The organism is Streptomyces durocortorensis (assembly GCF_016901035.1).
Lineage (GTDB): Bacteria > Actinomycetota > Actinomycetes > Streptomycetales > Streptomycetaceae > Streptomyces > Streptomyces durocortorensis.
Genome location: NZ_JAFEUF010000002.1, coordinates 37,182 through 62,264, shown reverse-complemented (window position 1 = coordinate 62,264; position 25,083 = coordinate 37,182). Strand labels below are relative to the sequence as shown.

The 25,083-nt window shown below is 69.4% G+C and carries 31 protein-coding genes and 3 pseudogenes; 28 read left to right on the top strand and 6 right to left on the bottom strand.

Features of this window, described 5'->3' with window-relative positions; translation table 11 throughout:
• The first annotated feature begins 103 nt into the window (after positions 1 to 103).
• The 10 genes and pseudogenes from rplS to JS521_RS00840 all read left to right on the top strand — a co-directional run.
• Positions 104 to 454, top strand: coding sequence for a 50S ribosomal protein L19 (gene rplS / locus JS521_RS00885; protein WP_010061961.1), 351 nt, complete (start codon positions 104 to 106; stop codon positions 452 to 454).
• Positions 455 to 520: 66 nt separating this feature from the next.
• Entirely contained in the window at positions 521 to 1,291 is a 771-nt protein-coding gene (gene lepB / locus JS521_RS00880) for a signal peptidase I (RefSeq protein WP_205080788.1), read from the top strand.
• Positions 1,284 to 2,360 carry a signal peptidase I gene (gene lepB / locus JS521_RS00875; RefSeq protein WP_205080787.1) on the top strand — a complete coding sequence of 359 codons (1,077 nt, stop codon included), beginning with the start codon at positions 1,284 to 1,286 and terminating at the stop codon, positions 2,358 to 2,360. The genes lepB (JS521_RS00880) and lepB (JS521_RS00875) overlap by 8 nt, the downstream gene beginning before the upstream one ends.
• Entirely contained in the window at positions 2,263 to 3,159 is an 897-nt protein-coding gene (gene lepB, locus JS521_RS00870) for a signal peptidase I (protein ID WP_205080831.1), read from the top strand. The genes lepB (JS521_RS00875) and lepB (JS521_RS00870) overlap by 98 nt, the downstream gene beginning before the upstream one ends.
• A 50-nt stretch (positions 3,160 to 3,209) precedes the next feature.
• Positions 3,210 to 3,965, top strand: coding sequence for a signal peptidase I (gene lepB / locus JS521_RS00865; protein ID WP_205080786.1), 756 nt, complete (start codon positions 3,210 to 3,212; stop codon positions 3,963 to 3,965).
• Positions 3,962 to 4,450: an NUDIX hydrolase gene (locus tag JS521_RS00860; RefSeq protein ID WP_205080785.1), complete on the top strand. Its 489-nt coding sequence runs from the start codon at positions 3,962 to 3,964 to the stop codon at positions 4,448 to 4,450. Before lepB (JS521_RS00865) ends, JS521_RS00860 begins: the two co-directional genes overlap by 4 nt.
• A gap of 64 nt (positions 4,451 to 4,514) precedes the next feature.
• A complete protein-coding gene (locus JS521_RS00855; protein ID WP_003965949.1) occupies positions 4,515 to 4,823 on the top strand; it encodes a DUF2469 domain-containing protein in 309 nt (102 codons plus the stop codon).
• 131 nt (positions 4,824 to 4,954) lie between these two features.
• Positions 4,955 to 5,314, top strand: a complete 360-nt coding sequence (locus JS521_RS00850) for a YraN family protein (protein WP_205080784.1) — start codon at positions 4,955 to 4,957, stop codon at positions 5,312 to 5,314.
• Positions 5,314 to 6,936, top strand: coding sequence for a YifB family Mg chelatase-like AAA ATPase (locus JS521_RS00845; RefSeq protein ID WP_205080783.1), 1,623 nt, complete (start codon positions 5,314 to 5,316; stop codon positions 6,934 to 6,936). The genes JS521_RS00850 and JS521_RS00845 overlap by 1 nt, the downstream gene beginning before the upstream one ends.
• A 347-nt stretch (positions 6,937 to 7,283) precedes the next feature.
• A pseudogene (locus tag JS521_RS00840) lies at positions 7,284 to 8,045 on the top strand (DNA-processing protein DprA); the annotation flags it as partial.
• A gap of 171 nt (positions 8,046 to 8,216) precedes the next feature.
• On the opposite strand, the gene JS521_RS00835 reads toward JS521_RS00840, so the two are convergent.
• Positions 8,217 to 8,546: a hypothetical protein gene (locus JS521_RS00835; protein WP_032757431.1), complete on the bottom strand. Its 330-nt coding sequence runs from the start codon at positions 8,544 to 8,546 to the stop codon at positions 8,217 to 8,219.
• A gap of 436 nt (positions 8,547 to 8,982) precedes the next feature.
• Complete coding sequence (locus tag JS521_RS00830; RefSeq protein ID WP_205080782.1) at positions 8,983 to 9,177, bottom strand: hypothetical protein; 195 nt, start codon at positions 9,175 to 9,177, stop codon at positions 8,983 to 8,985.
• A gap of 424 nt (positions 9,178 to 9,601) precedes the next feature.
• Here JS521_RS00830 and JS521_RS00825 point away from each other — a divergent pair, with 424 nt between their 5' ends.
• A complete protein-coding gene (locus JS521_RS00825; protein ID WP_205080781.1) occupies positions 9,602 to 9,913 on the top strand; it encodes a hypothetical protein in 312 nt (103 codons plus the stop codon).
• On the opposite strand, the gene JS521_RS00820 is transcribed toward JS521_RS00825, so the two are convergent.
• Entirely contained in the window at positions 9,910 to 10,101 is a 192-nt protein-coding gene (locus JS521_RS00820) for a hypothetical protein (RefSeq protein ID WP_205080780.1), read from the bottom strand. The two genes, JS521_RS00825 and JS521_RS00820, sit on opposite strands and share 4 nt — an antisense overlap.
• 107 nt (positions 10,102 to 10,208) lie before the next feature.
• Between JS521_RS00820 and JS521_RS00815 the strand changes: the two genes are divergently transcribed.
• The gene (locus tag JS521_RS00815; protein WP_307847726.1) at positions 10,209 to 10,445 is read left to right on the top strand and encodes a GntR family transcriptional regulator; all 237 of its coding nucleotides are present in this window, start codon (positions 10,209 to 10,211) and stop codon (positions 10,443 to 10,445) included.
• On the opposite strand, the gene JS521_RS00810 is transcribed toward JS521_RS00815, so the two are convergent.
• The gene (locus JS521_RS00810) at positions 10,442 to 11,014 is read right to left on the bottom strand and encodes a hypothetical protein (RefSeq protein ID WP_205080779.1); all 573 of its coding nucleotides are present in this window, start codon (positions 11,012 to 11,014) and stop codon (positions 10,442 to 10,444) included. The genes JS521_RS00815 and JS521_RS00810 overlap by 4 nt on opposite strands.
• Positions 11,015 to 11,147: 133 nt before the next feature.
• A complete protein-coding gene (locus JS521_RS00805) occupies positions 11,148 to 11,711 on the bottom strand; it encodes a hypothetical protein (RefSeq protein WP_205080778.1) in 564 nt (187 codons plus the stop codon).
• A 317-nt stretch (positions 11,712 to 12,028) separates the two neighbouring features.
• Between JS521_RS00805 and JS521_RS00800 the strand changes: the two genes are divergently transcribed.
• The 15 genes and pseudogenes from JS521_RS00800 to JS521_RS00735 all read left to right on the top strand — a co-directional run bounded on the left by JS521_RS00800 (position 12,029) and on the right by JS521_RS00735 (position 23,086).
• Positions 12,029 to 12,259, top strand: a complete 231-nt coding sequence (locus tag JS521_RS00800; protein ID WP_205080777.1) for a helix-turn-helix domain-containing protein — start codon at positions 12,029 to 12,031, stop codon at positions 12,257 to 12,259.
• A gap of 167 nt (positions 12,260 to 12,426) precedes the next feature.
• Positions 12,427 to 13,710 carry a bifunctional DNA primase/polymerase gene (locus JS521_RS00795; protein WP_205080776.1) on the top strand — a complete coding sequence of 428 codons (1,284 nt, stop codon included), beginning with the start codon at positions 12,427 to 12,429 and terminating at the stop codon, positions 13,708 to 13,710.
• On the top strand, positions 13,685 to 13,996 hold the full coding sequence (locus tag JS521_RS00790; RefSeq protein ID WP_307847728.1) for a primase-like DNA-binding domain-containing protein: 312 nt from the start codon (positions 13,685 to 13,687) through the stop codon (positions 13,994 to 13,996). The genes JS521_RS00795 and JS521_RS00790 overlap by 26 nt, the downstream gene beginning before the upstream one ends.
• Positions 13,997 to 14,792: 796 nt before the next feature.
• Complete coding sequence (locus JS521_RS00785; RefSeq protein WP_032757426.1) at positions 14,793 to 14,993, top strand: helix-turn-helix transcriptional regulator; 201 nt, start codon at positions 14,793 to 14,795, stop codon at positions 14,991 to 14,993.
• The gene (locus JS521_RS00780) at positions 14,990 to 15,304 is read left to right on the top strand and encodes a hypothetical protein (RefSeq protein WP_205080774.1); all 315 of its coding nucleotides are present in this window, start codon (positions 14,990 to 14,992) and stop codon (positions 15,302 to 15,304) included. Before JS521_RS00785 ends, JS521_RS00780 begins: the two co-directional genes overlap by 4 nt.
• A 28-nt stretch (positions 15,305 to 15,332) precedes the next feature.
• The gene (locus JS521_RS00775; RefSeq protein WP_205080773.1) at positions 15,333 to 15,869 is read left to right on the top strand and encodes a helix-turn-helix domain-containing protein; all 537 of its coding nucleotides are present in this window, start codon (positions 15,333 to 15,335) and stop codon (positions 15,867 to 15,869) included.
• A complete protein-coding gene (locus tag JS521_RS00770; protein WP_032757423.1) occupies positions 15,856 to 16,197 on the top strand; it encodes a hypothetical protein in 342 nt (113 codons plus the stop codon). Before JS521_RS00775 ends, JS521_RS00770 begins: the two co-directional genes overlap by 14 nt.
• Before the next feature lie 404 nt (positions 16,198 to 16,601).
• Positions 16,602 to 17,081 carry a hypothetical protein gene (locus tag JS521_RS00765; protein ID WP_032757422.1) on the top strand — a complete coding sequence of 160 codons (480 nt, stop codon included), beginning with the start codon at positions 16,602 to 16,604 and terminating at the stop codon, positions 17,079 to 17,081.
• A gap of 171 nt (positions 17,082 to 17,252) precedes the next feature.
• Positions 17,253 to 17,705 (top strand): hypothetical protein, encoded by a 453-nt coding sequence (locus JS521_RS00760; protein ID WP_205080772.1) that lies wholly within the window; start codon positions 17,253 to 17,255, stop codon positions 17,703 to 17,705.
• 320 nt (positions 17,706 to 18,025) lie between these two features.
• Positions 18,026 to 18,592: a hypothetical protein gene (locus tag JS521_RS00755; protein ID WP_205080771.1), complete on the top strand. Its 567-nt coding sequence runs from the start codon at positions 18,026 to 18,028 to the stop codon at positions 18,590 to 18,592.
• A 56-nt stretch (positions 18,593 to 18,648) separates the two neighbouring features.
• A complete protein-coding gene (locus JS521_RS00750; protein WP_205080770.1) occupies positions 18,649 to 18,849 on the top strand; it encodes a hypothetical protein in 201 nt (66 codons plus the stop codon).
• A gap of 41 nt (positions 18,850 to 18,890) precedes the next feature.
• A pseudogene (locus JS521_RS00745) lies at positions 18,891 to 20,780 on the top strand (recombinase family protein); the annotation flags it as partial.
• A gap of 144 nt (positions 20,781 to 20,924) precedes the next feature.
• Positions 20,925 to 21,302 (top strand): annotated as a pseudogene (locus tag JS521_RS36325) (DNA-processing protein DprA); the annotation flags it as partial.
• A gap of 254 nt (positions 21,303 to 21,556) precedes the next feature.
• A complete protein-coding gene (whiG, locus tag JS521_RS00740; protein WP_205080768.1) occupies positions 21,557 to 22,393 on the top strand; it encodes an RNA polymerase sigma factor WhiG in 837 nt (278 codons plus the stop codon).
• Between the two features lie 135 nt (positions 22,394 to 22,528).
• Positions 22,529 to 23,086 carry a TetR/AcrR family transcriptional regulator gene (locus JS521_RS00735; RefSeq protein ID WP_205080829.1) on the top strand — a complete coding sequence of 186 codons (558 nt, stop codon included), beginning with the start codon at positions 22,529 to 22,531 and terminating at the stop codon, positions 23,084 to 23,086.
• Here the strand turns inward: JS521_RS00735 and JS521_RS00730 are convergent.
• On the bottom strand, positions 23,037 to 23,783 hold the full coding sequence (locus JS521_RS00730; protein WP_205080767.1) for a M23 family metallopeptidase: 747 nt from the start codon (positions 23,781 to 23,783) through the stop codon (positions 23,037 to 23,039). The genes JS521_RS00735 and JS521_RS00730 overlap by 50 nt on opposite strands.
• A gap of 345 nt (positions 23,784 to 24,128) precedes the next feature.
• On the opposite strand from JS521_RS00730, the gene rpsB reads away from it, so the two are divergent.
• Complete coding sequence (gene rpsB, locus JS521_RS00725) at positions 24,129 to 25,070, top strand: 30S ribosomal protein S2 (RefSeq protein ID WP_205080766.1); 942 nt, start codon at positions 24,129 to 24,131, stop codon at positions 25,068 to 25,070.
• Positions 25,071 to 25,083: the final 13 nt, after the last annotated feature.

The following is a 25,083-nucleotide window of genomic DNA, read 5'->3' as shown; positions in this document are numbered from 1 at the left end:
CTGCCACAGGGGGAAAGACGTCCGCCCGACGCGATCAGCACTCCGAACTCTTCAACGACATTCCCGTCGATGACCTGTGGCATCGGCGAAGAAAGCAGAAACCATGGCTTCCCTGCTCGATGGCGTCAATGCCGCCACCCTCCGTTCGGACGTCCCGGCGTTCCGCCCCGGTGACACCGTCAACGTCCACGTGCGAGTGATCGAGGGCAACCGCTCCCGTATCCAGCAGTTCAAGGGTGTTGTCATCCGCCGCCAGGGCGCGGGCGTCAGCGAGACCTTCACGGTCCGCAAGGTCTCGTTCTCCGTCGGCGTCGAGCGCACCTTCCCGGTGCACAGCCCGATCTTCGAGAAGATCGAGCTCGTCACCCGCGGTGACGTCCGTCGCGCCAAGCTGTACTTCCTCCGTGAGCTGCGCGGCAAGGCCGCGAAGATCAAGGAGAAGCGCGACAACTGAGCTGTCGCCCGGTCATCCCCCTGCGGGTGACCCGTCCACAGCGTGGCCGGATAAGCTTCGGCCGCGATGGACACGCAAGCACAGCACTCGGAGCGCGACCGCTCCTCGGAACCCGACGCGGGGTCCGGGGAGGGGTCGCGCTTTTCGCGTACGCGGGACCGCGTCGCCTCCGTGCTGACCTGGCGGCGGGTGCTGACCGGGGCGGTCCTGGCCACGGTCGCGCTGCTGCTGTTCAGCTCCTACGTGGTCCAGCCCTTCCTGATCCCCAGCCGCTCGATGGAGCCCACGCTGCAGGTCGGTGACCGGGTGCTGGTGAACAAGCTGGCGTACCGTTTCGGCGCCGAGCCCGAGCGCGGCGACGTGGTGGTCTTCGACGGCACGGGATCATTCGTACGGGAGGACCTCGACGCGAACCCCCTGGCCGGGCTGGTGCGCGGGGCGGCGGCCTCCCTGGGGCTCGCGGAGCCCGCCGACACCGACTTCGTGAAGCGGGTGGTCGGTGTGGGCGGCGACCGCGTGGTCTGCTGCGACGCGCGGGGGAGGCTCGCGGTCAACGGGACCGTGGTGGACGAGCCGTATCTCCACCCCGGTGACACCGCTTCCCGGGTGCCCTTCGACATCGTGGTGTCCGCCGACGCCCTGTGGATGATGGGCGACCACCGCAGCCGCTCCAGCGACTCCCGGGACCACCTCGGATCGCCCGGCGGCGGGATGGTCCCCGTCGAGCGGGTGACCGGCCGGGTGGACTGGCTGGGCTGGCCGCCCGCCCGGGTCGGCTCGCTGACCGGGACCGGCGCCTTCGGTGACGTACGGGCGCCTGGCGCTGCGCATGGGTAACCGCGGACGCCCGCGCGGCGCGTCCGACCCCCGCGCGTCCCTGCCGACCGGGACCAGGCCGACCGCGCCGCGCTCGCTGCCCACCCGGGCGGAGCGTCGCAAGCTCGCCAAGAAGGTCCGGCGCAAGCGCCGCAGGTCCGCGGTGAAGGAGATACCCGTCCTCGTCGTCGTGGCGCTGCTGATCGCGCTCGTGCTGAAGACGTTCCTGGTCCAGGCGTTCGTCATCCCGTCCGGGTCGATGGAACAGACCATCCGGATCGGCGACCGGGTGCTGGTCGACAAGCTGACCCCGTGGTTCGGATCGAAGCCCGAGCGCGGCGACGTCGTGGTCTTCAAGGACCCCGGCGGCTGGCTCCAGCAGGAGAGCCCCGGGCAGAAGAAGGACCCACCGGTCGGGGTGAAACAGGCGACCGAGCTGCTGACCTTCATCGGGCTGCTGCCGTCCGACGACGAGCAGGACCTGATCAAGCGGGTCATCGCGGTGGGCGGCGACACCGTGAAGTGCTGCGGCGAGGACGGCCGGGTCACCGTCAACGGCGTACCGCTCGCCGAGACGTACCTCCACCCCGACGACCGGCCCTCGACCATCTCGTTCGAGGTGAAGGTCCCCGAGGGGCGGCTCTTCGTGATGGGGGACCACCGGTCCGACTCCGCCGACTCCCGCTTCCACCTCGACGAACCCGACCGGGGCACGGTCTCCGAGGAGGAGGTCGTGGGGCGGGCCGTCGTGATCGCCTGGCCGTTCGGCCACTGGAGCACCCTGGAGGAGCGGGACGCCTTCACCGCCGTCCCGGACTCGCGCACATCGGACGCAGCTGCTCCGGCCCCGTCGAATAGTGTGGCACCTCCGGATCGCGATGGAATGGTCCGGCTCCCGACCCCTGCGGAACTCCCGCTCGTTATGGGAGTGGTGGGCCTGCGTCTGATGGGGCGTGGGCAGTGGCACGTACTGAGGAGTGGATGTGGGGGATTTGGCGGTCGGCGCACGATCCGGACACGACGAACCCGAGGACCGGCCGGAGCGCGACGAGTCTCCCGCGGGCGGGGCGGCGGTCCCGCCGGAGAATGAGGGCGACGCCGCGGGCGGTGGCACGCCCCCGAAGGGCAAGAAGCAGCGATCTTTCTGGGTGGAGCTGCCGCTGCTCGTCGGTATCGCCCTGATCCTGGCGCTGCTGATCAAGACGTTCCTGGTCCAGGCGTTCTCGATCCCCTCGGACTCCATGCAGAACACCCTGCAGCGGGGCGACCGGGTGCTGGTCGACAAGCTGACCCCGTGGTTCGGTTCGGAGCCGGAGCGCGGCGAGGTCGTGGTCTTCCACGACCCGGGCGGCTGGCTGGAGGACACCGTGACGCCGGAGCCCAACGCGGTGCAGAAGTTCCTGAGCTTCATCGGCCTGATGCCGTCCTCCGAGGAGAAGGACCTGATCAAGCGGGTCATCGCGGTCGGCGGCGACACCGTGGAGTGCAAGGAGAACGGGCCGGTCACGGTCAACGGGAAGAGCCTGGACGAGAAGTCGTTCATCTTCCCCGGGAACACCCCGTGCAACGACAAGCCCTTCGGCCCGATCAAGGTGCCCGAGGGCCGGATCTTCGTCATGGGCGACCACCGGCAGAACTCCCTGGACTCGCGCTACCACCAGGAGCTCCCGGGGCAGGGCACGGTCTCCAACGACGAGGTCGTCGGCCGCGCGATCGTCGTCGCCTGGCCGCTGGGCCGCTGGGCGACCCTTCCGGTCCCCGACACCTTCGACCAGCCCGGTCTGAACGCGGCCGCCGCGATGGCGCCGGCGGCACTGGGCGTAGCCGGAGCGGTGCCCCTCGTGTTGTGGCGCCGCCGGAGGCTGACCGCCGGGCGTACCGCCGGGTAGGGTGCCGACTCGGATCAGCGATTGTCGATCTCCGACGGGGGAGCGCTGGGATGAGCGGTACAGGAAGCAGGGAAGACGGCCGCGGCCGGCTCGGCGCCATGGTGTCGGGCCTCGCCGTGGCCGTCGGCTGTGTGCTCTTCCTCGGCGGTTTCGCCTGGGCGGCGGTGGTCTACCAGCCGTACACGATCCCGACCGACTCCATGTCACCCACGGTGAGCCCCGGCGACCGGGTGCTCGCCGAGCGGATAGACGGCGCCGACGTCCGGCGCGGTGACGTGGTGGTCTTCACCGACCAGGTCTGGGGCGCCACACCGATGGTGAAGCGGGTCGTCGGGGTCGGCGGCGACAAGGTCGCCTGTTGCGACCGGGAGGGCCGGCTCACCGTCAACGGAACCCCCGTCGACGAGCCGTACCTCGACCGCGGCTCGGCCGCCGCGGGCGGGAAGGCGTCCGCCTCGCCCCAGGACTTCTCCGCCACCGTGCCCCGGGGCCAGATCTTCCTGCTCGGCGACGAACGGGCCACCTCCCTGGACTCCCGGGTCCACCTCCAGGACGCCGGCGAGGGCTCCGTACCGCTGAGCGCCGTGCAGGCCCGGGTGGACGCGGTGGCCTGGCCGATGGACGGCATGATCGGCCGCCCGGCCTCGTTCGCCGCGCTGCCCGGCGGGGTGTCCGCCGCAGGCCCCCTTCCGCTCCAGCTGGGAGCGATCCTGGTGGGGGTGGCGCTGATCCTCTTCGGGGCGGTGTACGGGCCCGTGGCGGCGCGCCTGGGCCGTCGCGGGACGACGACCGGAGCGGCCCGGTGACCGCCGTGGCCCGCAAGGTCGCCCGCGTGGTCCTCCTGGACCCCGACGACCGCGTACTGCTCCTGCACGGCCATGAGCCGGACGACCCCGCCGACACCTGGTGGTTCACCCCGGGCGGCGGCCTGGAGGGCGACGAGACCCGGGAGCAGGCGGCCCGCCGCGAGCTCGCCGAGGAGACCGGGATCACGGAGATCGAGCTGGGCCCGCTGCTCTGGACCCGGATGTGTTCCTTCCCCTTCGACGGACGCCGCTGGGACCAGGACGAGTGGTACTACCTGGCCCGTACGACGCGGACCGCGACGGCCCCGCAGGGCCTCACCGACCTGGAACTGCGCAGCGTCGCCGGTCTGAGGTGGTGGACTTCCGCCGAACTGCTCGCGACGCGTGAGACGGTGTACCCGACCAGACTCGCCGAGCTGCTGCGCACGCTCCTCGACGAGGGCCCCCCGCGTGATCCGCTGGTTCTGGCCCCCGAAATCGTCTAATCGTTCAGGGGCGCCGGAGGCTGACGCACAATGGGGGCACGCACGGCTGAAGGGGAAACATGCCATGAGCGCCGAGGACCTCGAGAAGTACGAGACCGAGATGGAGCTGAAGCTCTACCGGGAGTACCGCGATGTCGTCGGTCTGTTCAAATATGTGATCGAGACCGAACGGCGCTTCTACCTCACCAACGACTACGAGATGCAGGTGCACTCCGTCCAGGGTGAGGTTTTCTTCGAGGTGTCCATGGCGGACGCCTGGGTCTGGGACATGTACCGGCCTGCGAGGTTCGTCAAGCAGGTCCGCGTGCTGACCTTCAAGGACGTCAACATCGAAGAGCTCAACAAGAGCGATCTGGAACTTCCGGGGGGCTGACCCCGCGCGTTGCAGTGAGCAGCCCGGTCACCCGTGTGGGTGGCCGGGTTTTCCACATCCGCGGAGTTGTCCACCAAGATCCACATCTTTCGGCGGGCCGGGTCACAGTCGGTGCCGGAGGTGGTGCCGATATGAACGCACGGGGGGCACTCGGGCGGTACGGCGAGGATCTGGCGGCGCGGCTGCTGGGCGAAGCCGGGATGACGGTGGTCGAGCGCAACTGGCGCTGTCGCGCCGGAGAGATCGACATCGTGGCCAGGGACGGCGACGCCTTGGTCTTCTGCGAAGTGAAGACGCGCAGATCCGACGCTTTTGAACACCCCATGGCGGCGGTCGGCCCGGTCAAGGCCGACCGGCTGCGACGGCTCGCCGAGATCTGGCTCGACCGGAACGGCGGGTCACCGCCCGGCGGGGTCCGTATCGACCTGATCGGGGTGATCGTGCCCCGACGCGGAGCCCCGGTCACGGAGCACGCCAGGGGGGTGTCCTGATGGGCTTCGCACGCGCGTGTTCCGTGGCGCTGGTCGGCGTCGAGGGTGTGGTGGTGGAGGTCCAGGCGGACCTGGAGCCCGGGGTGGCGGCCTTCACTCTGGTCGGGCTGCCGGACAAGAGCCTGGTGGAGAGCCGGGACCGGGTGCGGGCGGCCGTCGTCAATTCCGGGGCCGAGTGGCCGCAGAAGAAGCTCACGGTCGGGCTCTCCCCGGCCTCGGTCCCGAAGAGCGGTTCGGGTTTCGATCTGGCCGTGGCCAGCGCGGTGCTCGGTGCGGCGGAGCGGATCGACCCCGCCGCGATCGCCGATGTTGTGATGATCGGCGAGCTGGGCCTGGACGGCCGGGTCCGTCCCGTGCGGGGCGTGCTGCCCGCCGTCCTCGCGGCCGCCGAAGCGGGGTACGAACAGGTGGTCGTCCCCGAGCAGACGGCCGGGGAGGCGGCCCTGGTGCCGGGGGTTTCTGTTCTCGGCGTCCGGAGCCTGCGCCAGCTCATCGCCGTCCTGTGCGACGAACCGGTGCCCGACGAGCCCGTCGACGGCCAGGGGCGGCCCGACGCCATGCTGGCCGGGCTCATGATCCCCGGCTCCGGCCTCGGTACGGGACTGGCGCCGGCTGCCGCGCGGGGCGACGGACACCGGCCGGACCTGGCGGACGTCGCGGGGCAGCCGCGACCGCGCCAGGCCCTGGAGGTGGCCGCGGCCGGCGGACACCATCTGCTGTTCACCGGCCCACCGGGGGCGGGCAAGACCATGCTGGCCGAACGGCTGTCGGCCGTCCTGCCGCCGCTGACCCGGCAGGAATCCCTCGAAGTGACGGCGGTCCACTCCGTGGCGGGCATCCTCCCCCCGGGTGAACCGCTCGTCTCCCGGGCGCCCTACTGCGCCCCGCACCACTCGGCGACCATGCAGTCCCTTGTGGGCGGAGGCAACGGGATGCCGAGGCCCGGGGCGGTGTCCCTGGCCCACCGGGGGGTGCTCTTCCTGGACGAGGCCCCCGAATTCTCTGGCAAGGCGCTGGACGCGCTGCGCCAGCCCCTGGAGTCCGGACACGTGGTGGTCGCCCGGGCGGCGGGGGTGGTGCGGCTGCCTGCCCGTTTCCTGATGGTGCTGGCGGCCAATCCCTGCCCCTGCGGGCGCCACACCCTCACCGGCGCGGGCTGCGAGTGCCCGCCCTCGGTGGTCCGCCGCTACCAGGCGCGCCTGTCCGGGCCGCTGCTCGACCGGGTGGACCTGCGGGTCGAGGTCCAGCCGGTCGACCGCGCGGACCTGCTGGGGCAGGGCGGCCGGGGCGAGTCGACGGCCGTCGTCGCCGCACGGGTGCGGGCCGCCAGGGCCCGGGCGGCGGAACGGCTGGCCGGCACCCCGTGGGCCACGAACAGCGAGGTGCCGGGCCATGAACTACGGACCCGGCTGCTCGCGGCCCCGGGGGCGCTGGCGGCGGCGGAGCGGGACCTGGAACGCGGAATCCTCACGGCCCGGGGCCTGGACCGGGTGCTGCGGGTCGCGTGGACCGTGGCGGACCTACGGGGCGCCGATCGCCCGGACGCCTCGGACGTGGCGGTCGCCCTGGAGCTGCGGACGGGCATTCAGCGCGGGGTGCCGATGGGGGTGGGGGAGCGGTGACCGGGCTGACGGGGGAGCGCGGGCGGAACAGGGAGCACGGCCCGGAGCGAGCGCACGGCTCGGACCGAAAGCACGGCCAAGGCCCGGAGTACGGCCCGGACCGGGAGCACGAGCGGGACCGGGAGCACGGCCCACACCGGGAGCACGGCTTGGACCGGGAGCGCGGGCGGGGCCGGGGTGGCGACTGCGACAGGCGGGACCTTGACCTGGACCTGGAACGGGCCCAAGACCTGGAACCGGCCCCGGACCTGGGACGGGTTCCGGACCTGGAACGGCCCCCGGACCTGGGACGGGCTCCGGATCCGGTCCAGGAGGCGGAGCGGGTGGCCAGGGCCGCGTTGACGCGGGTGCTGGAGCCGGGGGACGAGCGTGCCGGGCGCTGGCTCCGGCTCACCGGCCCGGTCGAGCTGTTGCGGCGGCTCACCGTCGAGGACGGTTCCGCCGAGACGCTGCCGGGGATGACCGCCGCACGACTCGGGGGCTACCGGCTGCGTGCGGCCGTCGCGGAGCCGGGGCGTGATCTGGTCGCGGTCGCCGCGGTGGGCGGGCGCTTCGTCTGCCCGGGGGACCGGGAGTGGCCGAGCCAGCTGGACGACCTGGGCGACGCGCGGCCCGTCGGTCTCTGGGTGCGGGGGCGGCCGGACCTGCGGCTGTGGTCCCTGCGCTCGGTCGCGGTCGTCGGCGCGAGGGCCTGCACTCCGTACGGGGCGCACATGGCGGCAACTCTCGGCTCCGGGCTCGCGGAGCGCGGCTGGGTGGTGGTGTCGGGGGCGGCGTTCGGGGTCGACGGGGCCGCCCACCGCGGCGCGTTGGCCGCGGGCGGGGCCACCACGGCGGTACTGGCCTGCGGCGTCGACGTCGCCTACCCGCGCGGGCACGCCGAGCTGCTCGGGCGGATGGCCCAACAGGGTCTCATCGTGGCCGAGTTGCCACCGTCCGCCCACCCCACCCGCAGCCGGTTCATCCTGCGCAACCGCGTCATCGCCGCGCTGACCAGGGGGACGGTGGTGGTCGAGGCCCAATACCGCAGCGGTTCGCTGGTCACCGCCCGTCAGGCGCAACGGTTGGGCCGCTACTCGATGGGGGTGCCCACACCTCTTCCCGGGGGTGCCGCTCTGGCTCCGATCCGCTTCCGGGTGGCCATCGCGGCGTAGCGTCACCCCCTCACACAGCACGAGGCCCCCGGAGATATCTCCGGGGGCCTCTCGCGTGCCCGCCGGGCCTGGGAGGCCGTGGCGGGGTCTCGTGCGCTCCGTGGTGCCACCGGAGGCCGGGACGACCTATGCAGCGGGCTGGGACTGCGATCCCTGCTGCTCTGCTGTCTCTCGCCTGGCAGCTCTGCGCCGAGCTGCCTCCCTTTGGGCTGCCTCCAGCTCGCGGGCCTTCCGCCGGGCCCGCTTCAACTCCTGCCACGCTTCCCACGCGCGTCGGAGCGACGCGAAGAATTCGGGCAGCTGATCGAGGAAGCCCTTGAGGGCGTACAGCATGATCGACAACACGCCGAAGACGGCGAGGATGGCGAGAATCATGGCCCCGTCCAACGTCTCGGTACCTTTCAGTTCGGTGACCGAGGCAGGGCTCATGCTCAGGGCATTCGTCAGCTCGGCCACGGTGAAGTGGCTGAACTGAGAAGCCCTGCTTCCGACGCATCGCCGGGTATCTCAGACGGTCAGGCTCTCGCCCGACCGGTGGATCGATACGCTAAGTGAAGTTTCTAGACGGTAGGCAAGCCTCCGTAGCCATGCGACCTGGCGTCGGATGGCTACGGCCCATCAGTGCACGTTCACACATCAAAAGCTCAGCCTGACAGGCCCTAATCCCCTGGAACTCCCCGCATATCGGATGCGGATCACAGAGGTGACAAACGGATGCGTTGCCAAGCGCCTGCCGGAGTTCGCAGCTCCACCGCAGGCACAGGTACTCGAAGAAGTGTAGCGCATTAGCCCGAACTGTCGTCCTATACAAGGGTTTTGCCGTCTGAGCTGCTGAAACGCCGCAGCCCCGCACCTTATGGGGTAGGTGCGGGGCTGCGGCGGCCGGGACGGTCTATGCGGCGAGGGGCGGCTCCTCGTCGTCCGCCGGGGGTGGTAGCTCGGGCTGCTTGAAGCGCTGCCACGAGACGCGGATGCGTCCGGCCGACTCGATTACCTCAGGGACCTGATCTAGAAATCCCTTGATCACATAGAGCAGCACTGAGGCCACGCCAGCGATGGCGAGAATGATGATGACGGTGTCGTCCACCGATCCTGACCTTCCCTGTCATGGGTCGGATCGGGTGCGCAGGCAGCCTCGATCCGAACCCTACGGTTCGGACCGAGACACCCGCGCTGACACACGAACGCGCAAATGTTCTCGGGACAGACTGAACTGGCACAGTCTGTTTGGAGCAGTGAAGCAGCGCTGCGTCTTCTCGGTTTCGACTTGGCGTGTATCGGGCCGGGAAGGGCCCCGCAAGCCTACGAGTGCGCTGCGTCTGAAGTCAGCATTGCGCTGACCCTCTCCACGTCCAGATGCCATGCGACCTCTAGGACGTTCTCATTTTAGCGCAGACGCGCAGGGCTGGCATAGGAGTAACTGCGTTACTGCCCGGCCGGGTTGGGCGCGATCTGGCCATTCCGGTCTATCAGTGCACAGAACCACTCATTCCGCGCTTATGATCCTCGGTATGACTACACGGAACCCCAACTCCGCCTGCGTGTGCGGTAGTTATTCATTCGAGGTCCCGGTGCACGAGGACGTCAGCGGCGACAAGGTGTGGCAACGCAAGGCCACCGGGTGCGTCGCGACGACCCAGAGCAGGTTCGCGCCGGGGCACGACGCCAAGCTCAAATCGCTGATCATTCAAGCCGGGGCCGGCGGCCACCAAGTGCGTCGAACCGAACGTGACACGGTGGTGGCCAAGGACGCGTTGCGGGTGGCCGCCGACCTCGGCTGGGAGGACCTCGTGCGGGACGCCATCGCCCGGGGGAGCAGCTAAGCCTGCTGGCGTCGCAGCTCGCCCGGCGTGCCCTCGCCCTTGCAGCGGCGGCACATGCACAGCGGCCACCGGGTGTCGATCGGCGACCCGTCCGGCATGGAGTCGAACGACCACTCGCGCTCGCTCACCTCGCGCGTCTCCCTGGTGGCGGGGTCGTACGTGTACACCCGAATGGTTAACCCGGCCACGGTGGCCTCCTCGTCGTCCTGACCAGTAGGTATCGCGATATCGCGATGTCGCGCTATCGCAGTTTACTGCGGTAGCGCGGCTAACGGCGTGCTCTTACGGTCAAGGAGTGACTCGGGATCTTGATCGAAGCCGTCCGATCTGGCGGCAGGTGGCCGCGATCGTGGAGGCGCGCGTGGCCGACGGGACCTATCCGCCGGGCAGCCGCGTGCCGGGCATCGTTGAGCTGAGCGCCGAGTTCAACGTCGCCACGTCCACCGCGCAGAAGGCGTTGGCGCACCTGCGCACGACTGGGGTCGTCCGCACCGAGCTGGGCTTGGGCACCTTCGTCGCCGACCGCAACTAGCGGCGCTGACGCTCCGGAGCCAGACCGAGCAATGCGGATTCGCGCAATGCCGCTGCCAAGCGTTCGTCAGCAGCCTGCGAATCTTTGACGGCCTGAGCCGCGACAGGGGCTCTTAGGTTGATGTGCTGCCGCCCGGATGCTTGCGATCCGCCGGTCTCGGCCAGCGCCAGCTGCAACATCTGGATGGCAATTATCGACTTGAGGAAAGCCGCGTTCGACGCCTGGTACGCCTCGACCAGCTCCTCCGTGGTGTAAAGCATCAACTTCGTGACGACCAAACGAAAATGTTCGTCCTGGTGCCCCGAGTCGAAGCCCTGAGGGCTGAGGTTGGTCGGCACCTCGCGTCGCTGCCACGCGAGGTCGCGAGCATTGCCCAGGGCGAGCATCTTCCGGTGCGCCTCCTCGATCGCGTCGGCTCGACGCTCCCAGACCTTGAAGTCGCTCTCGCGGTCGCGGGTCGCCCGCTGCGTCATCCTGGTTGAGATTAGGGTGCTGAACATGGCGAGGACAGCGCCCAGCACAGTGGCCCCGATACCGATCAGGGCGAGCGCAACCGGTGAGATGGTCATTGCCGCAGCGTAGGCGGGGGACGGCCCTCCGGGGGCCTTGTCCGGACAACCACGGCCGGATGCCCAGGGCGGGGGCTCCAGGCCGCCGGAGACCCCACAGGAGGCCACGGCGCGGTGCGCCGGAGAGCCGTGGCTAGTCTCGCCAGAACGCGAGCCGCGCCCACCCTCGGCGCTTGGGCTTGCGGAAAATCGCCTCGCGCTTGATGGTCTCCACCAACGCGTCGTCGGCAGCGTTGAACTCCTCGATCCGGCGCTCAACCATGGCCCACTTCCTGGCAATGTCCCGCTGGCCAGCCGGTTCCTTTTGCGCGTTGGGAATGGTCGACATGTCGCGCCACTCGATCAACGCCATGACGTAGCTCTTGAAGCACTCCAGACGCACGCGATGCAGCGCCTTAACTTCTTCGCTGCCGAACAGGTCGAGCCGTGCTTCTGTCAACAGCATGGTGCGCTGGTCGCTGCCGGAGTCAAGCGACCCTGATGGCAGCTCCTTCGAGCGAAGGACGTCGCGCCGACCAGAGGCCATGGTGCGGGCCGACCTGACCACCTCCACGTACGCGTCGGCGCGCCGGTCCCAGATTCGGTGTACGCGATCACGCTTGCGCGTCAGCAGGTGGGTCACGATGACGGCGAAGGTCGAGACCACCGCGCTGACGGACGCGGCTATGAGAGTGGCTTCTACGGGTTGCAGCGACATGAGGTCATGTTGCCAACATCGTCGCTCCGCCGGCCTGACTTCCCGTGATTGATCTCGACACGAGAAGTGACAGCCGCGGGAAGGTTGGGAACCCCCGCAAGGCGCACCTTGTGCCCGGCTGAAATCCCGTGCTCCACTGGGTGCAGAACGGGCTCATAGCCGTCCGGCCCCCGCCTCTGTAGGCGGGTGATTGACACCGGGGAGCGGGGAGACAGCCTAGGAGCGACGCCGCATGTGACGGGTCGCGAGGGCATGGACCGAGTCGGGGCCACGCCTGCCGCCCACCGAGGCGCGAACAGTCCTGACGGGGACTCGCAATGCCTGCACGCACATTCAGCCCTGACGCGCTGCGCCGGATTCGGCGTGAGCGTGGCGTCACACAGGTCAAGCTCGCCGCCAAGCTCGGCCGCACCAACACCAACGTCAGCGGCTACGAGAACGGCCACTTCGCCCCGTCGCTCGTGACGCTGGCGGCCATCGCTGACGCCCTCGACGCGTCCATGGACGACTTCATGACCCGGCCTGCCCACGAGCTGGTGGCCGCCTGATGGACACGACCAAGGACGCACGCCCCATGACCGACGCCGAGCGTCGGCGACTCGTCCGGCTCCTGTTCGGCCCCAGGCCGACCCAGCCGCCGAAGTAACCCCACCCCAAACACAGTTCGGCCCCGCTCGGTCTGCCAACCGGCGGGGCCTCGAAAGGAACTGTCGTCATGACGATTACAGCACCCAGTTTCCCCGTGCAGCAAGTGGTGTCAGACCTGGCCCTCAACCCCTTTGAGGCGTACGGGCTCTACCGCTCGACCGGATGGCTCGGCACGTTGCCGATCCCGTACAAGAAGAAGACCTTTCCGCCGCAGGGCTTCACGGGCGAGACGGGCAAGTTCCCGACTGACGCGCAGTGCGCGGCCTGGCTCGGCGAGTACAAGGCGGCGAACATCGCGCTGCGCGTTCCTGACGGCCTGATCGGTATCGACATCGACCAGTACGTCAAGGACGGCAAACAGAAGTGTGGAGCCGAGAACCTTCGGGCGATGGCGGAGCGCGAGGGGCTGAGTCCCCTTCCGGCCGCCTGGTCGAGCACCCGCCGTGCCCCGGATGGACCGGCCCGGATTTGCTGGTTCCGGGTGCCCAAGGGCATCAAGTTCGACGGCCAGCCGGTGCAGGACGTTGAAATCATTCAGCACGGCCACCGATACGCGATGGTGTGGCCCTCGGTCGCACCCGGCGACGAGCCCGGCGAGTGGACGCAGTACGCCTGGTACGACCCGGAGGGCGCGGAGGCCGCTTACGTCCCCGGACCCGACGAGATGCCTTGGCTTCCGGCCGACTGGGTCGAGGCGCTCCGGGAGGCCGAGCACTGGACGGGCCACAGGCCGACGCCGACCGGCGGCAAGTCCACGTCGAGCCTGGCTGAGCTGCTGGCGCTCCCTGCCGATGACTCCGGGCGCAACAACGCCTGGTTGACCAAAGTCGCTGGGCACCTCGCCCGGCTTCACGAGGGCGACCGGGACACGTATTGGGCTCGGCTCGAAGAGGCCGACCAGGTGTCGGACCGACCGCACCACCCGACCGCGTTTCGGAAGACCGCCAACAGCGTCTGGCGCAGGCACCACGACAGCCGGGAGGGCCGCAAGATGACCAACGAGACCACAGGAGGACTCGACCTCGTGCCTTCCCCGTTCAAGCCGGTGAAGGTTGCCCGGCTCTGCCTCGATCAGATCTGGACCGCCCAGGGTGCTTGCACCCTGCACCGCTGGCGCGGCTCCTGGATGTCCTGGACCGGTGCGCACTGGCGTGACGTCGAAAGCCAGTGGGTCAGCAGCAAGATTCAGGATCGCTTGGAGGATGCCAAGTTCCTCGACAAGAGCGAGAAGGACGACAAGCCCTTGATCAAGGACTGGGACCCCAACAGCGCCAGCGTCAACAACGTCGTCAACGCGATCAAGAACATCACGCTTCCTCGATCGGCTGACGCAGCGCGGCTACTTCCTTGAGCCCGAGGCGTCCGGCGACGCTCGTGCGCTGCTCCAGGAATCCACCTCGCCGATCAAGGCGTTCATGGACGACTGGTGCCGTCTCGGCAGTGACCTGGAGGTGCCCAAGAATCACCTCTTCGAGATCTGGAAGTCGTGGTGCGAGGCGCGCGGGTTCATGCCAGGCAGCATCTCCACCTTCGGCAAGCAACTGGTCGCCGCCGAGAACTCCATCAGCAACCGCCGGGAGCGCCCCCGGAACAAACCGACGGTTCACTACTACACCGGAATCTCGCTGATCGAGTAGCCGTCATCTGGCACACCACATATGGCACGCGGCCACCCCCGCGCCGACGTTGCAGCCGCGTGCCATATGTGTAACCCCGGCGTGCCATATCTCGTGCCATATCTCGTGCCATATGGAGAGAGCCTGCGCGAGAGGACGGCATCCCCGGCCAGAGGGGGTGCAGGCCCCTGCGTGCCATACGTGCCATATCTCGTGCGGCGTACTTGGTTCTCATAGGAGGGCGCGCGCTCCGGGGCGACGGAACCACGGTGCGCACGCCATATGGCACGTATGGCACACCTGGCACGGCGGGTTGCCGCTGCTGACCGGCACGCGACAGTGGCCCGGTCGGCGCGGGGTTTGGGTGGGTTGATCGGGGCCGAGGCCCGGGACGGCCCACGGGAGACCACGAGAGCCAGCGGGCGGCACCGAGTACCCGGGGCCCACCCAGAGGCCCGGGGAGAGCCACGAAGACCCCAGGACGACACCAGGCCGGAGCGGTGGGTGGCCCGGGGGAGCGGGGGCGCAGAGCCCCAGTAACGACGAGTTTTCAACAGTCACCGGTCGTGCCGGCCGGACTTCAATATTGAAACTTGCGGCTGCCTGAAGCGCCGCGCGTCTGAAACAGCCAGAGGCCCCACCGACGAAATGAACCGGTGGGGCCTCCGCACCTTCCTGGGTACCCCCAGAAAACCACCCTGGGAGGACCGCGTCCATCTTGCGTGAAACGCAATCCCGGATGGGTATTCCAGGGATCTCCCCGATCATGATCGAATTGTTCTAGAGATCACGGAGATCCCAGGAAGGGGGTTATTCGGTGCTCAACAAAGACGCGATGCGAGAACTCCGCAACGAGCGCAAGATGAGCCGGGCGGAGCTGGCCCAGAAACTCGACCGCCATCCGCTCACAATTCGGCGATGGGAAACCGGCCGGATGCAGCCGAATTCGCACACGGTGGTCGTCATCGCCGAAATTCTCGGGTGCGGCGTCGAAGACCTCGTGGCGGTGACGGAATGAGCGAGTACGTGAAAGCGGACGCCGGGTGGGTGGCCATCGAGAGCGACCCGGAATTCGGGGCCAAAGTGCAGCGGGTGCGGTTCTTCGAGGTGGACGACGAGGGCGTCCGGCCACTGGTCAAGGACCGGGACGGCGTGATGGTCGAGCCGGGCCACCGCACCACCGACGTGATCAGGGCGAGTGGCCTGGACGCGATTCGGATCGCCGCACTGCGGGAGCTGATCCGGCTGGCCGGACGGGCCCGGACCCAGAAGCAGATGGACGGCATCGCCGAGGCGCAGGCGCTGATCATGCGTGGCCCCGGTGGCTGAGGTGGTCCAAGGCCGGATCGTGGGACAGGTGGCCGAAGAGACGGCGAACGCGGGGACGTCCCAAGGTCGCGCGCGAGACCAGGCCATTACTTTGATGCACCAGGGCCAGGGCTGTCGCCAAATCGCTCGCATCACCGGCCTGTCGAAAAGCACGGTCAGCCGACTCGCCCAAGAGCACGGTCACAGCTTCGACCGTGCGGCGCAGATGAAAACTCCGCTCAAGGCTCGGCTTGCCGACTTGCAAGCTACCAAGATGGAGATCTCCGAGCGAATCAGTCAAAGGGTCCTTGAAGCACTCGACGACATGGACAACGCCGAGAGCACTCGCGATTTCGCCTACAGCGCCAAAGGTGTGGCCGACCTTACGCGCGCACTCAAGGATTCAGAGCCCGTTCACGACCAGAGCGCTGATGTTGAAGACGCCAAGGACTTCTTGGTCGACCTCAGAGACGGGCTCGCCGCAGTGCGTGACGAATTCGAGAAGCACTACGGCGTCCCGTACGAGAGCGACGAGGCAGGCCGCATCATCAAACAGCAGGAGGAAATCCAAAATGACGAATCGTGAATTCAGCCAGATCGTGCAGGGCCCGATGACGCCGGACGGACCGAGCGTGGACGAGATCCGGGCGGATCTGCACGGAAGCCAGGCGGGGGCGTTCGCGGCCCGGGAGCCCCAGGGCCCGGCCACCGCCAGCGTCACGGACGGCCAGGAGACCCGCCAGGGCGACGGCACCGTGACCGAGGAGGAGATGGCGGAGATCCGGAGGTCCGCCGGGGTCCGGGCCGAGGACCGCCGGGATCTGCCGGACGCGAGTTCGTTCGTCGAGTACCGCGACCCCACGACGGGGGCGGCCACCCGGACCTACGGCGACGGCCGCACCGAAGAGGTGTAGCGGCGGGGCGGGACGGGGCTCCGGACGGCCTCTCGTCCCGCCCGGGGCCACGGGGCCCGCCAGCCGCCGGGAGGCCGGGGGAGAGCCGCCCGGAGCCCCAGCCAGAACGACACCTGACAGAGGCGCGAGCCCGCCTCTTTCGGCTGGCAGTCGTCTGCCGGATCGGGCGGGGTCCGCCGGACCTCGCACTCCGGATCTGGCAGGGGTCCGGACCAGATCCGCACGTCACCGCCGGACCCGCCCACAGGTCCGGACCCGGCCCACCGGACCTCGGACCAGGTCCGGACCCAACAGCCGGACCCGACCCCAAGGTCCGGACCCTCGGACCCCAGGTCCGGACCCGCACTTGCCGACCTCGCATCGATCCGGCGCGAGATCCGACACCCCATCAAGGAGCAGCAACGATGAACGAAACCGACCTGATGCAGCTTGCCCGCCAGGCCATCGAAGACGAGGACACCGCCCGGCTCAACGCCAAGGCCGCCGAGCTGGCCACCGCCGACGAGGCCGCCCGGCTTGCCGCCGCCAAGGAGGCGCGCACCGAGGAGTTGAAGGCCGCCGCCGAGGAGGCGATGAACGCCGAGGGCGTCACACTCTCCGACCTCGCCCGGAAGTTCGACACGGCGGTGGCCGCTCTGGCCGACCTCGCCAACGCCGCCTGCACCCGCAACGAGGTGATCGGACGTCACGCGGCGGGCATCCAGGCGGCCGGACTCCGTGACGCGGAGCGGACCCCCGCGCCGGAGCTGCTGGCGAGGGCGACAGCGGTGGCCGCGAATGAGGTCGCCACTCCGGCCAACGGCCTGGGCCGTCTCGCCAGCAGCCTGCTGGCCCACTCCGGCCCGCTGCACCGGACGACGGCAGTGGAGCGCGCCGCCCGGTAGGGCCGTCCCGGCCCTCGGCCGGCGAAGGGTTGACGACCCGCCCGCAGAAGGGGCCCGGAAGCAGTCCCAGCAAGGTTCGCTTCCAGGCCCCTCAACCGCGAACGACCCGACAAGGAAGGCCGCCCGAACCCAGGAAAGCACGCGGGTTCAGGTGGCCGGAAGGGACCACCAATGGCCACCGCCAAGACCTTCAAGCCAGAATTCCGAACCCGCACCGGGAAGCGCGTCAGCTTCGGCGCGGACTACACCCACAACACCGCCGCCAAGCGCCGCGCTGGACGCACCAAGAACGGCCTTCCCCGCATTTCGGCGGTGGGCGCTGGCACGGTCGTCCGGCGTCCTCGGCGCTGGATTCCGTGGGCTGTCCTCGGCGTGAATTCCGCAGCGGTCGGAGGGGCGTACGCCGTGAGCGAGCTGGGGCCCGTGCCCGGCGGCCTGGTCATCGCCGGAGGGCTCTATGTCGCGTACAAGGTCGCGCGCTGGACCGTGGGGGAGGTGGCCCACTGGAGCGTCAAGGCCCGGCAGTTCAGGGGCCGAGACGACGTGGCCGCGTTCGCCAGCGATGGCTTGCCGACTGCCCGGGTCCCGGCCGACACGGTCAACCACCCCGACGCCCGGCGGTGACGAGCCGTAACGACTGGAAGTGGAGCGGCTGGAACTGGAACGCCCCCACACCCCCCTCCGGCGGGATACGTGCCCAGGCACGGGGGGTATGGGGGGTGGGTTCCAGCTTCCAATTTCCAGCTTCCAGTCGTTACGAGAAGTGACGAGAAGCCCCGGTCACTTGCCGTGAATGGCGGTTCGGGAATAGGTGTGGTCACACCTATTCTCGCCACCCTTTTAGTTTTCGTTAAATTTAGGAAATTGTGCGGTGCGCAAATCCCGTGTTTTGATTTTCTCGTAATTCCGGATGGGCCGGAATTCGGGAATTCAGGGAGCACGAAATGGCCGCCAAGACCACCGCCACGAAGACCGTCCAGGCCGAGCCCGCCGCCTGCACCTGCTCGCAGTTCGCCACCGAGGACGGCCGGACCACCGGATGCGCGGCGGAGACGAAGCGGCTGTTCGCTCCCGGACACGACGCCAAGCTGAAGTCGTTCCTGATCCGCATGGGGGCTGAGGGCGTCGAGATCGTCCGCACCATGGACGGCATCGCCAGCAGCGCCGACGCCAGCACCCACGCCGCGAAGTTCGCCTTCGGCCACATGGTCGCCGCCGGGATCACCCGCGCCGAGGGCAAGGCCGCCGCCAAGGCGCAGCGCGAGGCCGCCAAGAACGACCCCGCGAAGAAGGCCGCCAAGAAGGCGCTCCAGCAGGCCAAGCAGGCGATGACCCAGGCCTTGGACGAGGCCAAGACCGACGCCGGGGAGCGCGGCTACAAGCTCCAGGTGGACGAGGTGAAGGCCAAGGTCGGCCGCTGGGTCCGGGTCGGGACGGTCGAGGGCGACACCTTCACCTACACCGACGCCAAGGGCGCGACGAAGACCACCACCAACTTCCGGCTCGTCTGACCCACCGCCGCCGGGCGGTCGGTCAGGCCGCCCGGCTCCTCCCCAAGGAGCCCCCGATGTACAAGATCCAGTTCCGCAACCCGCAGGGCCACCTGGTCACCGACCAGAACCGCGACGCCGAGACGATCCAGAAGCTCGCCGACAAGGCCCGGCGCGACATGCCCGAGACGCACGAACTGAGGGTGCGCGAGGTGGCCGTGGACCAGGCATCCGGCGACTTCATCTGGGCCGACTGCACGGCCGACTTCACCCGCTGACGAACGAGCCCGGCCGGGGTGGCACCCCCGGCCGGGCCTGAATGCTGAGACAAGGAATCGCCAGCATGAACCAGAAAAACACGGACGCCCTCGACATCGCCATGGGCGTCGTTGACCGCGTCACCCACACGGTCAGACTTCGTGCGGTCGCGTACGCCCGCGTCTCGACCGAGGAGCAGGCCAAGGGCTACGGCGTCCAGTCGGCGTTGAAGAAGATCACCCGCTACATCGGGCGCAAGGACTGGGACCACGTCGGCACGTACACCGACGAGGGCATCTCGGGGTCGCTGGAGGCCGCCGACCGCGAAGACCTCAAGCGGCTGATGGCCGACGCCCACCGCACGCCCCGCCCCTTCGACATTGTGGTTGTCAGTGAGGGTCGCGCCATCGGTCGCGTCGGCCGGGCGTTCTGGCGGTGGGTCTGGGCGCTCGAAGACATCGGCGTGTTCGTCGGCGTAGTAGAGGACGACTACGACAACAGCACGGCCGAGGGCCGCAAGAAGATGCGCCGTGACGCCGACTACGCCGAGACCGAATACGAGGTCATTCGCAAGCGCACCCAGGGCGGGTTGCAGGAGAAGGCCGAGGACGGGGGGTGGACGGGTGGCCAGCCGCCTTACGGCTATGAGATCGCCTGCAAGGGCCAGAAGGGCAAATCGCACCTTGTCCAGTGCGAGGCCGAAGTGCTCGTCCTCAAGGCGATGTGGGGGCTGGTGGTCGAGGACGGGATGAACACGAACGAGCTGGCCGAGCGGCTCAACGTCACGGGTCTTCTCACGAGGTCGGGCGTGCCGTGGTCGGCCACGAACGCACGGGCCAAGCTTCTCAGCGAGTCCACGCTCAATGCCCGCGTGATCTTCCGGAACCCCAACCGGACGCGCGCTGGGCACGGTGCCAAGTTCGGGCGCGACGGCAAGCCGCTGAACGGCGAGACGGTCATCATCAAGCTCGATCCCATCTTCACGCCGGAGGAAGTGGCCGCCCTCAAGTCGGCCATGGGGCGGCTGGCGAACGGCAAGCCGAAGTCGCAGCCCCAGGCGTACCCGCTGTCGAAGCGCCTGTTCAACGAGCACACCGGGTGCAACTCGCACCATGTCGGCATGGCTCGCACGAGCCGGGGTGGCCGTTGGTACCGATGCACCGGGCTGGCCGCGAAGTACCCGGGCGACGCGGTGTGCGGCTGCAAGATGGTCGATGCCGACGCGATGGAGTCGGCCGTGTGGGGCGAGGTCGTCAACCTCCTGGGCGACCCTCACCGCTTGCGGGCGATGGCGGCTGAGTGGGTCGGCATGACCGAGGGCGACAAGGTGCAGCACGCCGACCGCATCGCCGACTTCGACCGCCAAATCGCCGACCTCGACCGAGCCATCACGACCATGGTCAAGGAGTACGCCAAGGCAGGGCTTCCGGCGTCGGCCGTCGCGGCTGCCAGCGCTGCCCTTATAGAGGAGCGACGCCAACTCACCGACATCCGAGACGAGGCCGCCCAGTGGCTGGAGGAGACCAAGGCCACCGCCCAGCGGGCGCGCGACCTGGAAGCGTTGGCCACCATGGCGCGGACTCGACTCGCTGACATGACGCCGGCCGAGCAGGCTGACGTGTTGGGATTGCTCGATGTGCGGGTCACCATCACCGGGCCCGTGCCCAAACCGAAGATCGGTCTGTCGTGCTCACTGGCTGAGTGGTTCGAGGAGCGCGAGCGGCTCGTGCCGGACGAGCTGACCGACGAGGCGTGGGCCCTGATCGAGCCGATCGTGAAGGCGTGGGAGCCGGAGCACCCGAACCGCCGACTCATCCCGAGTCGCCGGATGATCGACGCAATGTTCCACAAGGCGCGCACCGGGTGCCGCTGGCAGGACCTGCCCGAGCGGTTCGGGCTCTGGAAGAGCATCCACAGCCGCTACAAGCGGTGGCGCATCGAAGGCGTCTGGGATCAGATCATGTCGGCGCTGCCCAACGAGGGCCAGCCTCTGTGGGTTCAGCCGCTGGTGCCGCCCTTCCGTGTGGAGGGCCGGGTGGACCCGCGCGTCCTGACTGACGCCGATGCGGGAGCTGGGGCGGTGGCTCCGGACACAGGTCTCCCGGGGCCGGCCACCAGTGGGCTCTCGGCAGGGGTGCACGAGCTGTTGCGCGGAGAAGGCGTCCTCGTCACCGACGCGGACGAAGTGGTCGAGCTGGTCGGGGACATGGGCGACCTACCGCCGGTCCGCCGGGGCCCGGTGCTGCCCAGGGACCACCTGGACGCGGTCACCGCGCGGGTCCTCGACGCGCTTCCGTACCACGGGGTCACCCATCCCCGTGACCTCGCCCGCACCGCGGGGACCTCCGCCGACGAAACGCTCGGTCGACTGTACGAACTGCACTCACTGGGGTTCGTCGAACGCGAAGGCGACGGCTGGCGGTTGACGCCTCCTTCGGTACGCAACGACAACGCGCGGCGAGGCGATACTTGACCTGGAGCATTCGGGTGAAAAGGTAAGGCCGATGACCTCGCACGATCGATCGGTGACCTGTCCGGAACCCGCGCCCACGGCGACGGGCCCGGCTCCCGGCAGGCGCGGGCGGCGTGGACGGCCAGACGCGATCACGCGGCAGGGAACTCCCGTCCTGCGCGGACTGCGACGCCGCAGTCACGCTACGCTCACAAGGATTCCGCCCCAGACAAAAGTCCCCCAGCACTTCACGGCAGAACGGCTCAAGGCACCACATGCCCCAGCACACCTCCGGGTCTGACCGCGCGGCAGTACCACCGGTTGCGCGTGGCACTGTGCGCCCTCCCGCTCCCTCCTCCCTCGACGAGTTGTGGCGTTCGTACAAGACCACGGGCGACGAGCGGCTGCGGGAGCAGCTGATCCTGCACTACTCGCCGCTCGTGAAGTACGTCGCGGGCCGGGTGAGCGTGGGGCTGCCCTCCAACGTCGAGCAGGCCGACTTCGTCTCCTCGGGGGTCTTCGGACTGATCGACGCCATCGAGAAGTTCGACATCGAACGGGCCATCAAGTTCGAGACGTACGCGATCACCAGGATCCGCGGCGCGATGATCGACGAACTCCGGGCCCTGGACTGGATCCCCCGGTCCGTCCGGCAGAAGGCGCGCAACGTGGAGCGCGCGTACGCCACGCTGGAGGCGCAGTTCCGACGTACGCCGTCGGAGGCCGAGGTCGCCTCGGAGATGGGCATCGCGCTGGAGGAACTGCACGCGGTCTTCAGCCAGTTGTCCCTGGCGAACGTGGTCGCGCTGGAGGAGCTGCTGCACGTCGGCGGCGAGGGCGGTGACCGGCTGAGTCTGATGGACACCCTGGAGGACACCGCCGCCGACGATCCGGTGGAGGTCGCCGAGGACCGCGAGCTGCGAAGACTGCTCGCGCGCGCCATCAACACCCTCCCAGACCGCGAGAAGACGGTCGTGACCCTCTACTACTACGAGGGCCTCACCCTCGCGGAGATCGGCAACGTCCTCGGGGTGACCGAGAGCCGGGTCAGCCAGATCCACACCAAGTCCGTGCTCCAGCTCCGGGCGAAGCTGGCCGACGCCGGCCGCTGACGTCCCGCGACGCCCCTTTCCCGGCCCTCCCCGGAGCTTGTCGACGCTCTCCGGCCATCCGATCGGCGGCCGCGCCCTTCCTCCTTACGCCTGCCGCCGTAGAGTGGAGGCGTGCCCAGGATTCGAGCGGCCTCCGTGGCCGAGCACCGGACCATGCAGCGCGGCGCCCCCCAGGACGCCGCGCGCTCCCTGCTGTCCGAGGGTGGTACGGAGGCGCTGACCTTCCCCGCACTCGCCGAGCGCACGGGCCTCGCCAGGTCCTCCGTGTACGAGTACTTCCGCTCCCGTGCCGCCGTCGTCGAGGAGCTGTGCGCCGTCGACTTCCCCGTCTGGGCGGCCGAGGTCGAGAACGCCATGCAGCGCGCCGAGACGCCCGAGGCGAAGATCGAGGCGTATGTGCGCCGGCAGCTCGACCTCGTCGGGGACCGCCGCCACCGCGCGGTCGTCGCGATCTCCGCGAGCGAGCTGGACGCGGGCGCCCGGGAGAAGATCCGGGCCGCGCACGGTGGGCTGATCGCCATGATCGTCGAAGCGCTCGGCGACCTGGGCCACACCCAGCCGAGGCTGGCGGCCATGCTCCTCCAGGGTTCGGTCGACGCCGCCGTGCGCCGTATCGAACTGGGTGTCGCGGAGGAGCCGGGCGTCATCGCCGACACCGCCGTCGCGATGGTCCTGCGCGGTGTGAGCGGCTGACCCGGCCCCACCCCCTGAGGCTCGCCTCCATCTCCGCCTGCGGGCCCGGCTCCGGCACCCCGAACACCGGCAGCAGCCGCGAAGGGCCTCTCCGCAGCAGTGCGGGCGGCAGCAGCGAGAGCGGGTCCAGATAGGCGTCCTCGCGCCGCAGTCCCCAGTGCAGGCAGCCCGCCGCGCAGTGGAACGGCCCCGCCTCCAGCACCCCGACCGGCTGCCCCGCGCGCACGGTCGCGCCCTTCTCGACCAGCGCCCGCACCGGCTCGTACGTGATGCGCAGCGGCGGCGAACCGCTGTCGGCCACCTCGATGGCGAGCACCCCGCGTCCCGCCACCCGCCCCGCGAACGACACCCGGCCGTCGGCGGCCGCCAGCACCCGGGCATCCGGCCGCGCCGCCAGGTCCACGCCGCGATGGCCGGGCCCGTACGGACCGGTGGGCGGCTCCCACCCCCGTAACACCGAAGGTCTCCCCGCCAGCGGCCAGCTCCGGGCGCCGGCGCCGGCATCGCCGACCGGATCCGGAGCCTGGAGCGCGGACGCCGTGGCGCCGGCCGGCACGACGGCCCCGGCCCGCGCCGAGGGTCCTCCCGGCGTGGGCGGTGCGCCCGGGAGCAGCGCGTACAGCAGAAGCCCCAGAAGCAGGAGTGGCAGCAGGGGACGGTGGGTGGGGGAGCGGCGTGGGCCGGGCTGATGGCGCATGCCGCCACCATGTCCCGGAGGTCGGGATTCCGGGGATCGTGGACCGTTCCTGTGGACTACTCGCCGGTTGTGGAAATCGCGGCCACCCGGCCGTGGGCGTCGGCGTCGCCCGCCCGGAGATGTCGCCGTCGCCCGGTTGTGGACATCGCCGTCACCCGGCACCCGACCGGTCCCGTACACTTCTTACGGCGATCCGGGTCACCGGGTCGACTTCGCACGCCCCGCCACCTCCCTCTTCGCGGAGGTGGCCGCGCTCCTCGGTCCCTCGTGGCACGGCGCGTCGGGGCGTCAGGCGCGAACGCAAACCTGCGGTCGCGATAACCGAGTACCTCAAGGAGTACGGCCATGGCCGTCGTCACGATGCGGGAGCTGCTGGAAAGCGGCGTCCACTTCGGTCACCAGACCCGTCGCTGGAACCCGAAGATGAAGCGCTTCATCTTCACCGAGCGCAACGGCATCTACATCATCGACCTGCTCCAGTCGCTGTCGTACATCGACCGCGCCTACGAGTTCGTCAAGGAGACCGTCGCCCACGGCGGCTCCATCATGTTCGTGGGTACGAAGAAGCAGGCCCAGGAGGCCATCGCCGAGCAGGCGACGCGCGTCGGCATGCCGTACGTCAACCAGCGTTGGCTCGGTGGCATGCTCACCAACTTCTCCACCGTCTACAAGCGCCTCCAGCGCCTGAAGGAGCTGGAGCTCATCGACTTCGAGGATGTGGCCGCCTCCGGCCTCACCAAGAAGGAGCTCCTGGTCCTCTCGCGCGAGAAGGCCAAGCTGGAGAAGACCCTCGGCGGTATCCGCGAGATGCAGAAGGTGCCCAGCGCCGTCTGGATCGTCGACACCAAGAAGGAGCACATCGCCGTCGGTGAGGCGCGCAAGCTCCACATCCCGGTCGTCGCGATCCTCGACACCAACTGCGACCCCGACGAGGTCGACTACAAGATTCCGGGCAACGACGACGCGATCCGCTCCGTCACCCTGCTCACCCGCGTGATCGCCGACGCCGTCGCCGAGGGCCTCATCGCCCGCTCCGGTGCCGCCACCGGTGACTCGAAGCCGGGCGAGAAGGCCGCCGGCGAGCCTCTGGCCGAGTGGGAGCGCGACCTGCTCGAGGGCGACAAGAAGGACGAGACCGCGGCTGCCGCCGAGGTCCAGTCCTCCGCCGAGACCGAGAAGGTCGCCGACGCCGAGAAGCCGGCCGAGGCCGTCGCCGCGCCCGAGGCCGCTGTCGAGGCCCCGGCCGCCGACGCCCCGGCCGCCGACGCGGACGCCGAGCAGGCCTGACACCCGTCACGGC

Excerpts from the sequence above, each read along its gene's own strand:
- JS521_RS00795 (WP_205080776.1), top strand. The coding sequence starts at position 12,427 with ATGACGATTACAGCACCCAGTTTCCCCGTGCAGCAAGTGGTGTCAGAC.
- rplS (WP_010061961.1), top strand. The coding sequence starts at position 104 with ATGGCTTCCCTGCTCGATGGCGTCAATGCCGCCACCCTCCGTTCGGAC.
- JS521_RS00855 (WP_003965949.1), top strand. The coding sequence starts at position 4,515 with ATGAGCGCCGAGGACCTCGAGAAGTACGAGACCGAGATGGAGCTGAAG.
- JS521_RS00765 (WP_032757422.1), top strand. The coding sequence starts at position 16,602 with ATGAACGAAACCGACCTGATGCAGCTTGCCCGCCAGGCCATCGAAGAC.
- rpsB (WP_205080766.1), top strand. The coding sequence starts at position 24,129 with ATGGCCGTCGTCACGATGCGGGAGCTGCTGGAAAGCGGCGTCCACTTC.
- JS521_RS00750 (WP_205080770.1), top strand. The coding sequence starts at position 18,649 with ATGTACAAGATCCAGTTCCGCAACCCGCAGGGCCACCTGGTCACCGAC.
- lepB (WP_205080786.1), top strand. The coding sequence starts at position 3,210 with ATGAGCGGTACAGGAAGCAGGGAAGACGGCCGCGGCCGGCTCGGCGCC.
- JS521_RS00770 (WP_032757423.1), top strand. The coding sequence starts at position 15,856 with ATGACGAATCGTGAATTCAGCCAGATCGTGCAGGGCCCGATGACGCCG.
- JS521_RS00780 (WP_205080774.1), top strand. The coding sequence starts at position 14,990 with ATGAGCGAGTACGTGAAAGCGGACGCCGGGTGGGTGGCCATCGAGAGC.
- lepB (WP_205080787.1), top strand. The coding sequence starts at position 1,284 with ATGGGTAACCGCGGACGCCCGCGCGGCGCGTCCGACCCCCGCGCGTCC.
- lepB (WP_205080788.1), top strand. The coding sequence starts at position 521 with ATGGACACGCAAGCACAGCACTCGGAGCGCGACCGCTCCTCGGAACCC.
- JS521_RS00805 (WP_205080778.1), bottom strand. The coding sequence starts at position 11,711 with ATGTCGCTGCAACCCGTAGAAGCCACTCTCATAGCCGCGTCCGTCAGC.
- JS521_RS00845 (WP_205080783.1), top strand. The coding sequence starts at position 5,314 with ATGGGCTTCGCACGCGCGTGTTCCGTGGCGCTGGTCGGCGTCGAGGGT.
- JS521_RS00825 (WP_205080781.1), top strand. The coding sequence starts at position 9,602 with ATGACTACACGGAACCCCAACTCCGCCTGCGTGTGCGGTAGTTATTCA.
- JS521_RS00800 (WP_205080777.1), top strand. The coding sequence starts at position 12,029 with ATGCCTGCACGCACATTCAGCCCTGACGCGCTGCGCCGGATTCGGCGT.
- JS521_RS00850 (WP_205080784.1), top strand. The coding sequence starts at position 4,955 with ATGAACGCACGGGGGGCACTCGGGCGGTACGGCGAGGATCTGGCGGCG.
- JS521_RS00810 (WP_205080779.1), bottom strand. The coding sequence starts at position 11,014 with ATGACCATCTCACCGGTTGCGCTCGCCCTGATCGGTATCGGGGCCACT.
- JS521_RS00730 (WP_205080767.1), bottom strand. The coding sequence starts at position 23,783 with ATGCGCCATCAGCCCGGCCCACGCCGCTCCCCCACCCACCGTCCCCTG.
- whiG (WP_205080768.1), top strand. The coding sequence starts at position 21,557 with ATGCCCCAGCACACCTCCGGGTCTGACCGCGCGGCAGTACCACCGGTT.
- JS521_RS00760 (WP_205080772.1), top strand. The coding sequence starts at position 17,253 with ATGGCCACCGCCAAGACCTTCAAGCCAGAATTCCGAACCCGCACCGGG.
- JS521_RS00755 (WP_205080771.1), top strand. The coding sequence starts at position 18,026 with ATGGCCGCCAAGACCACCGCCACGAAGACCGTCCAGGCCGAGCCCGCC.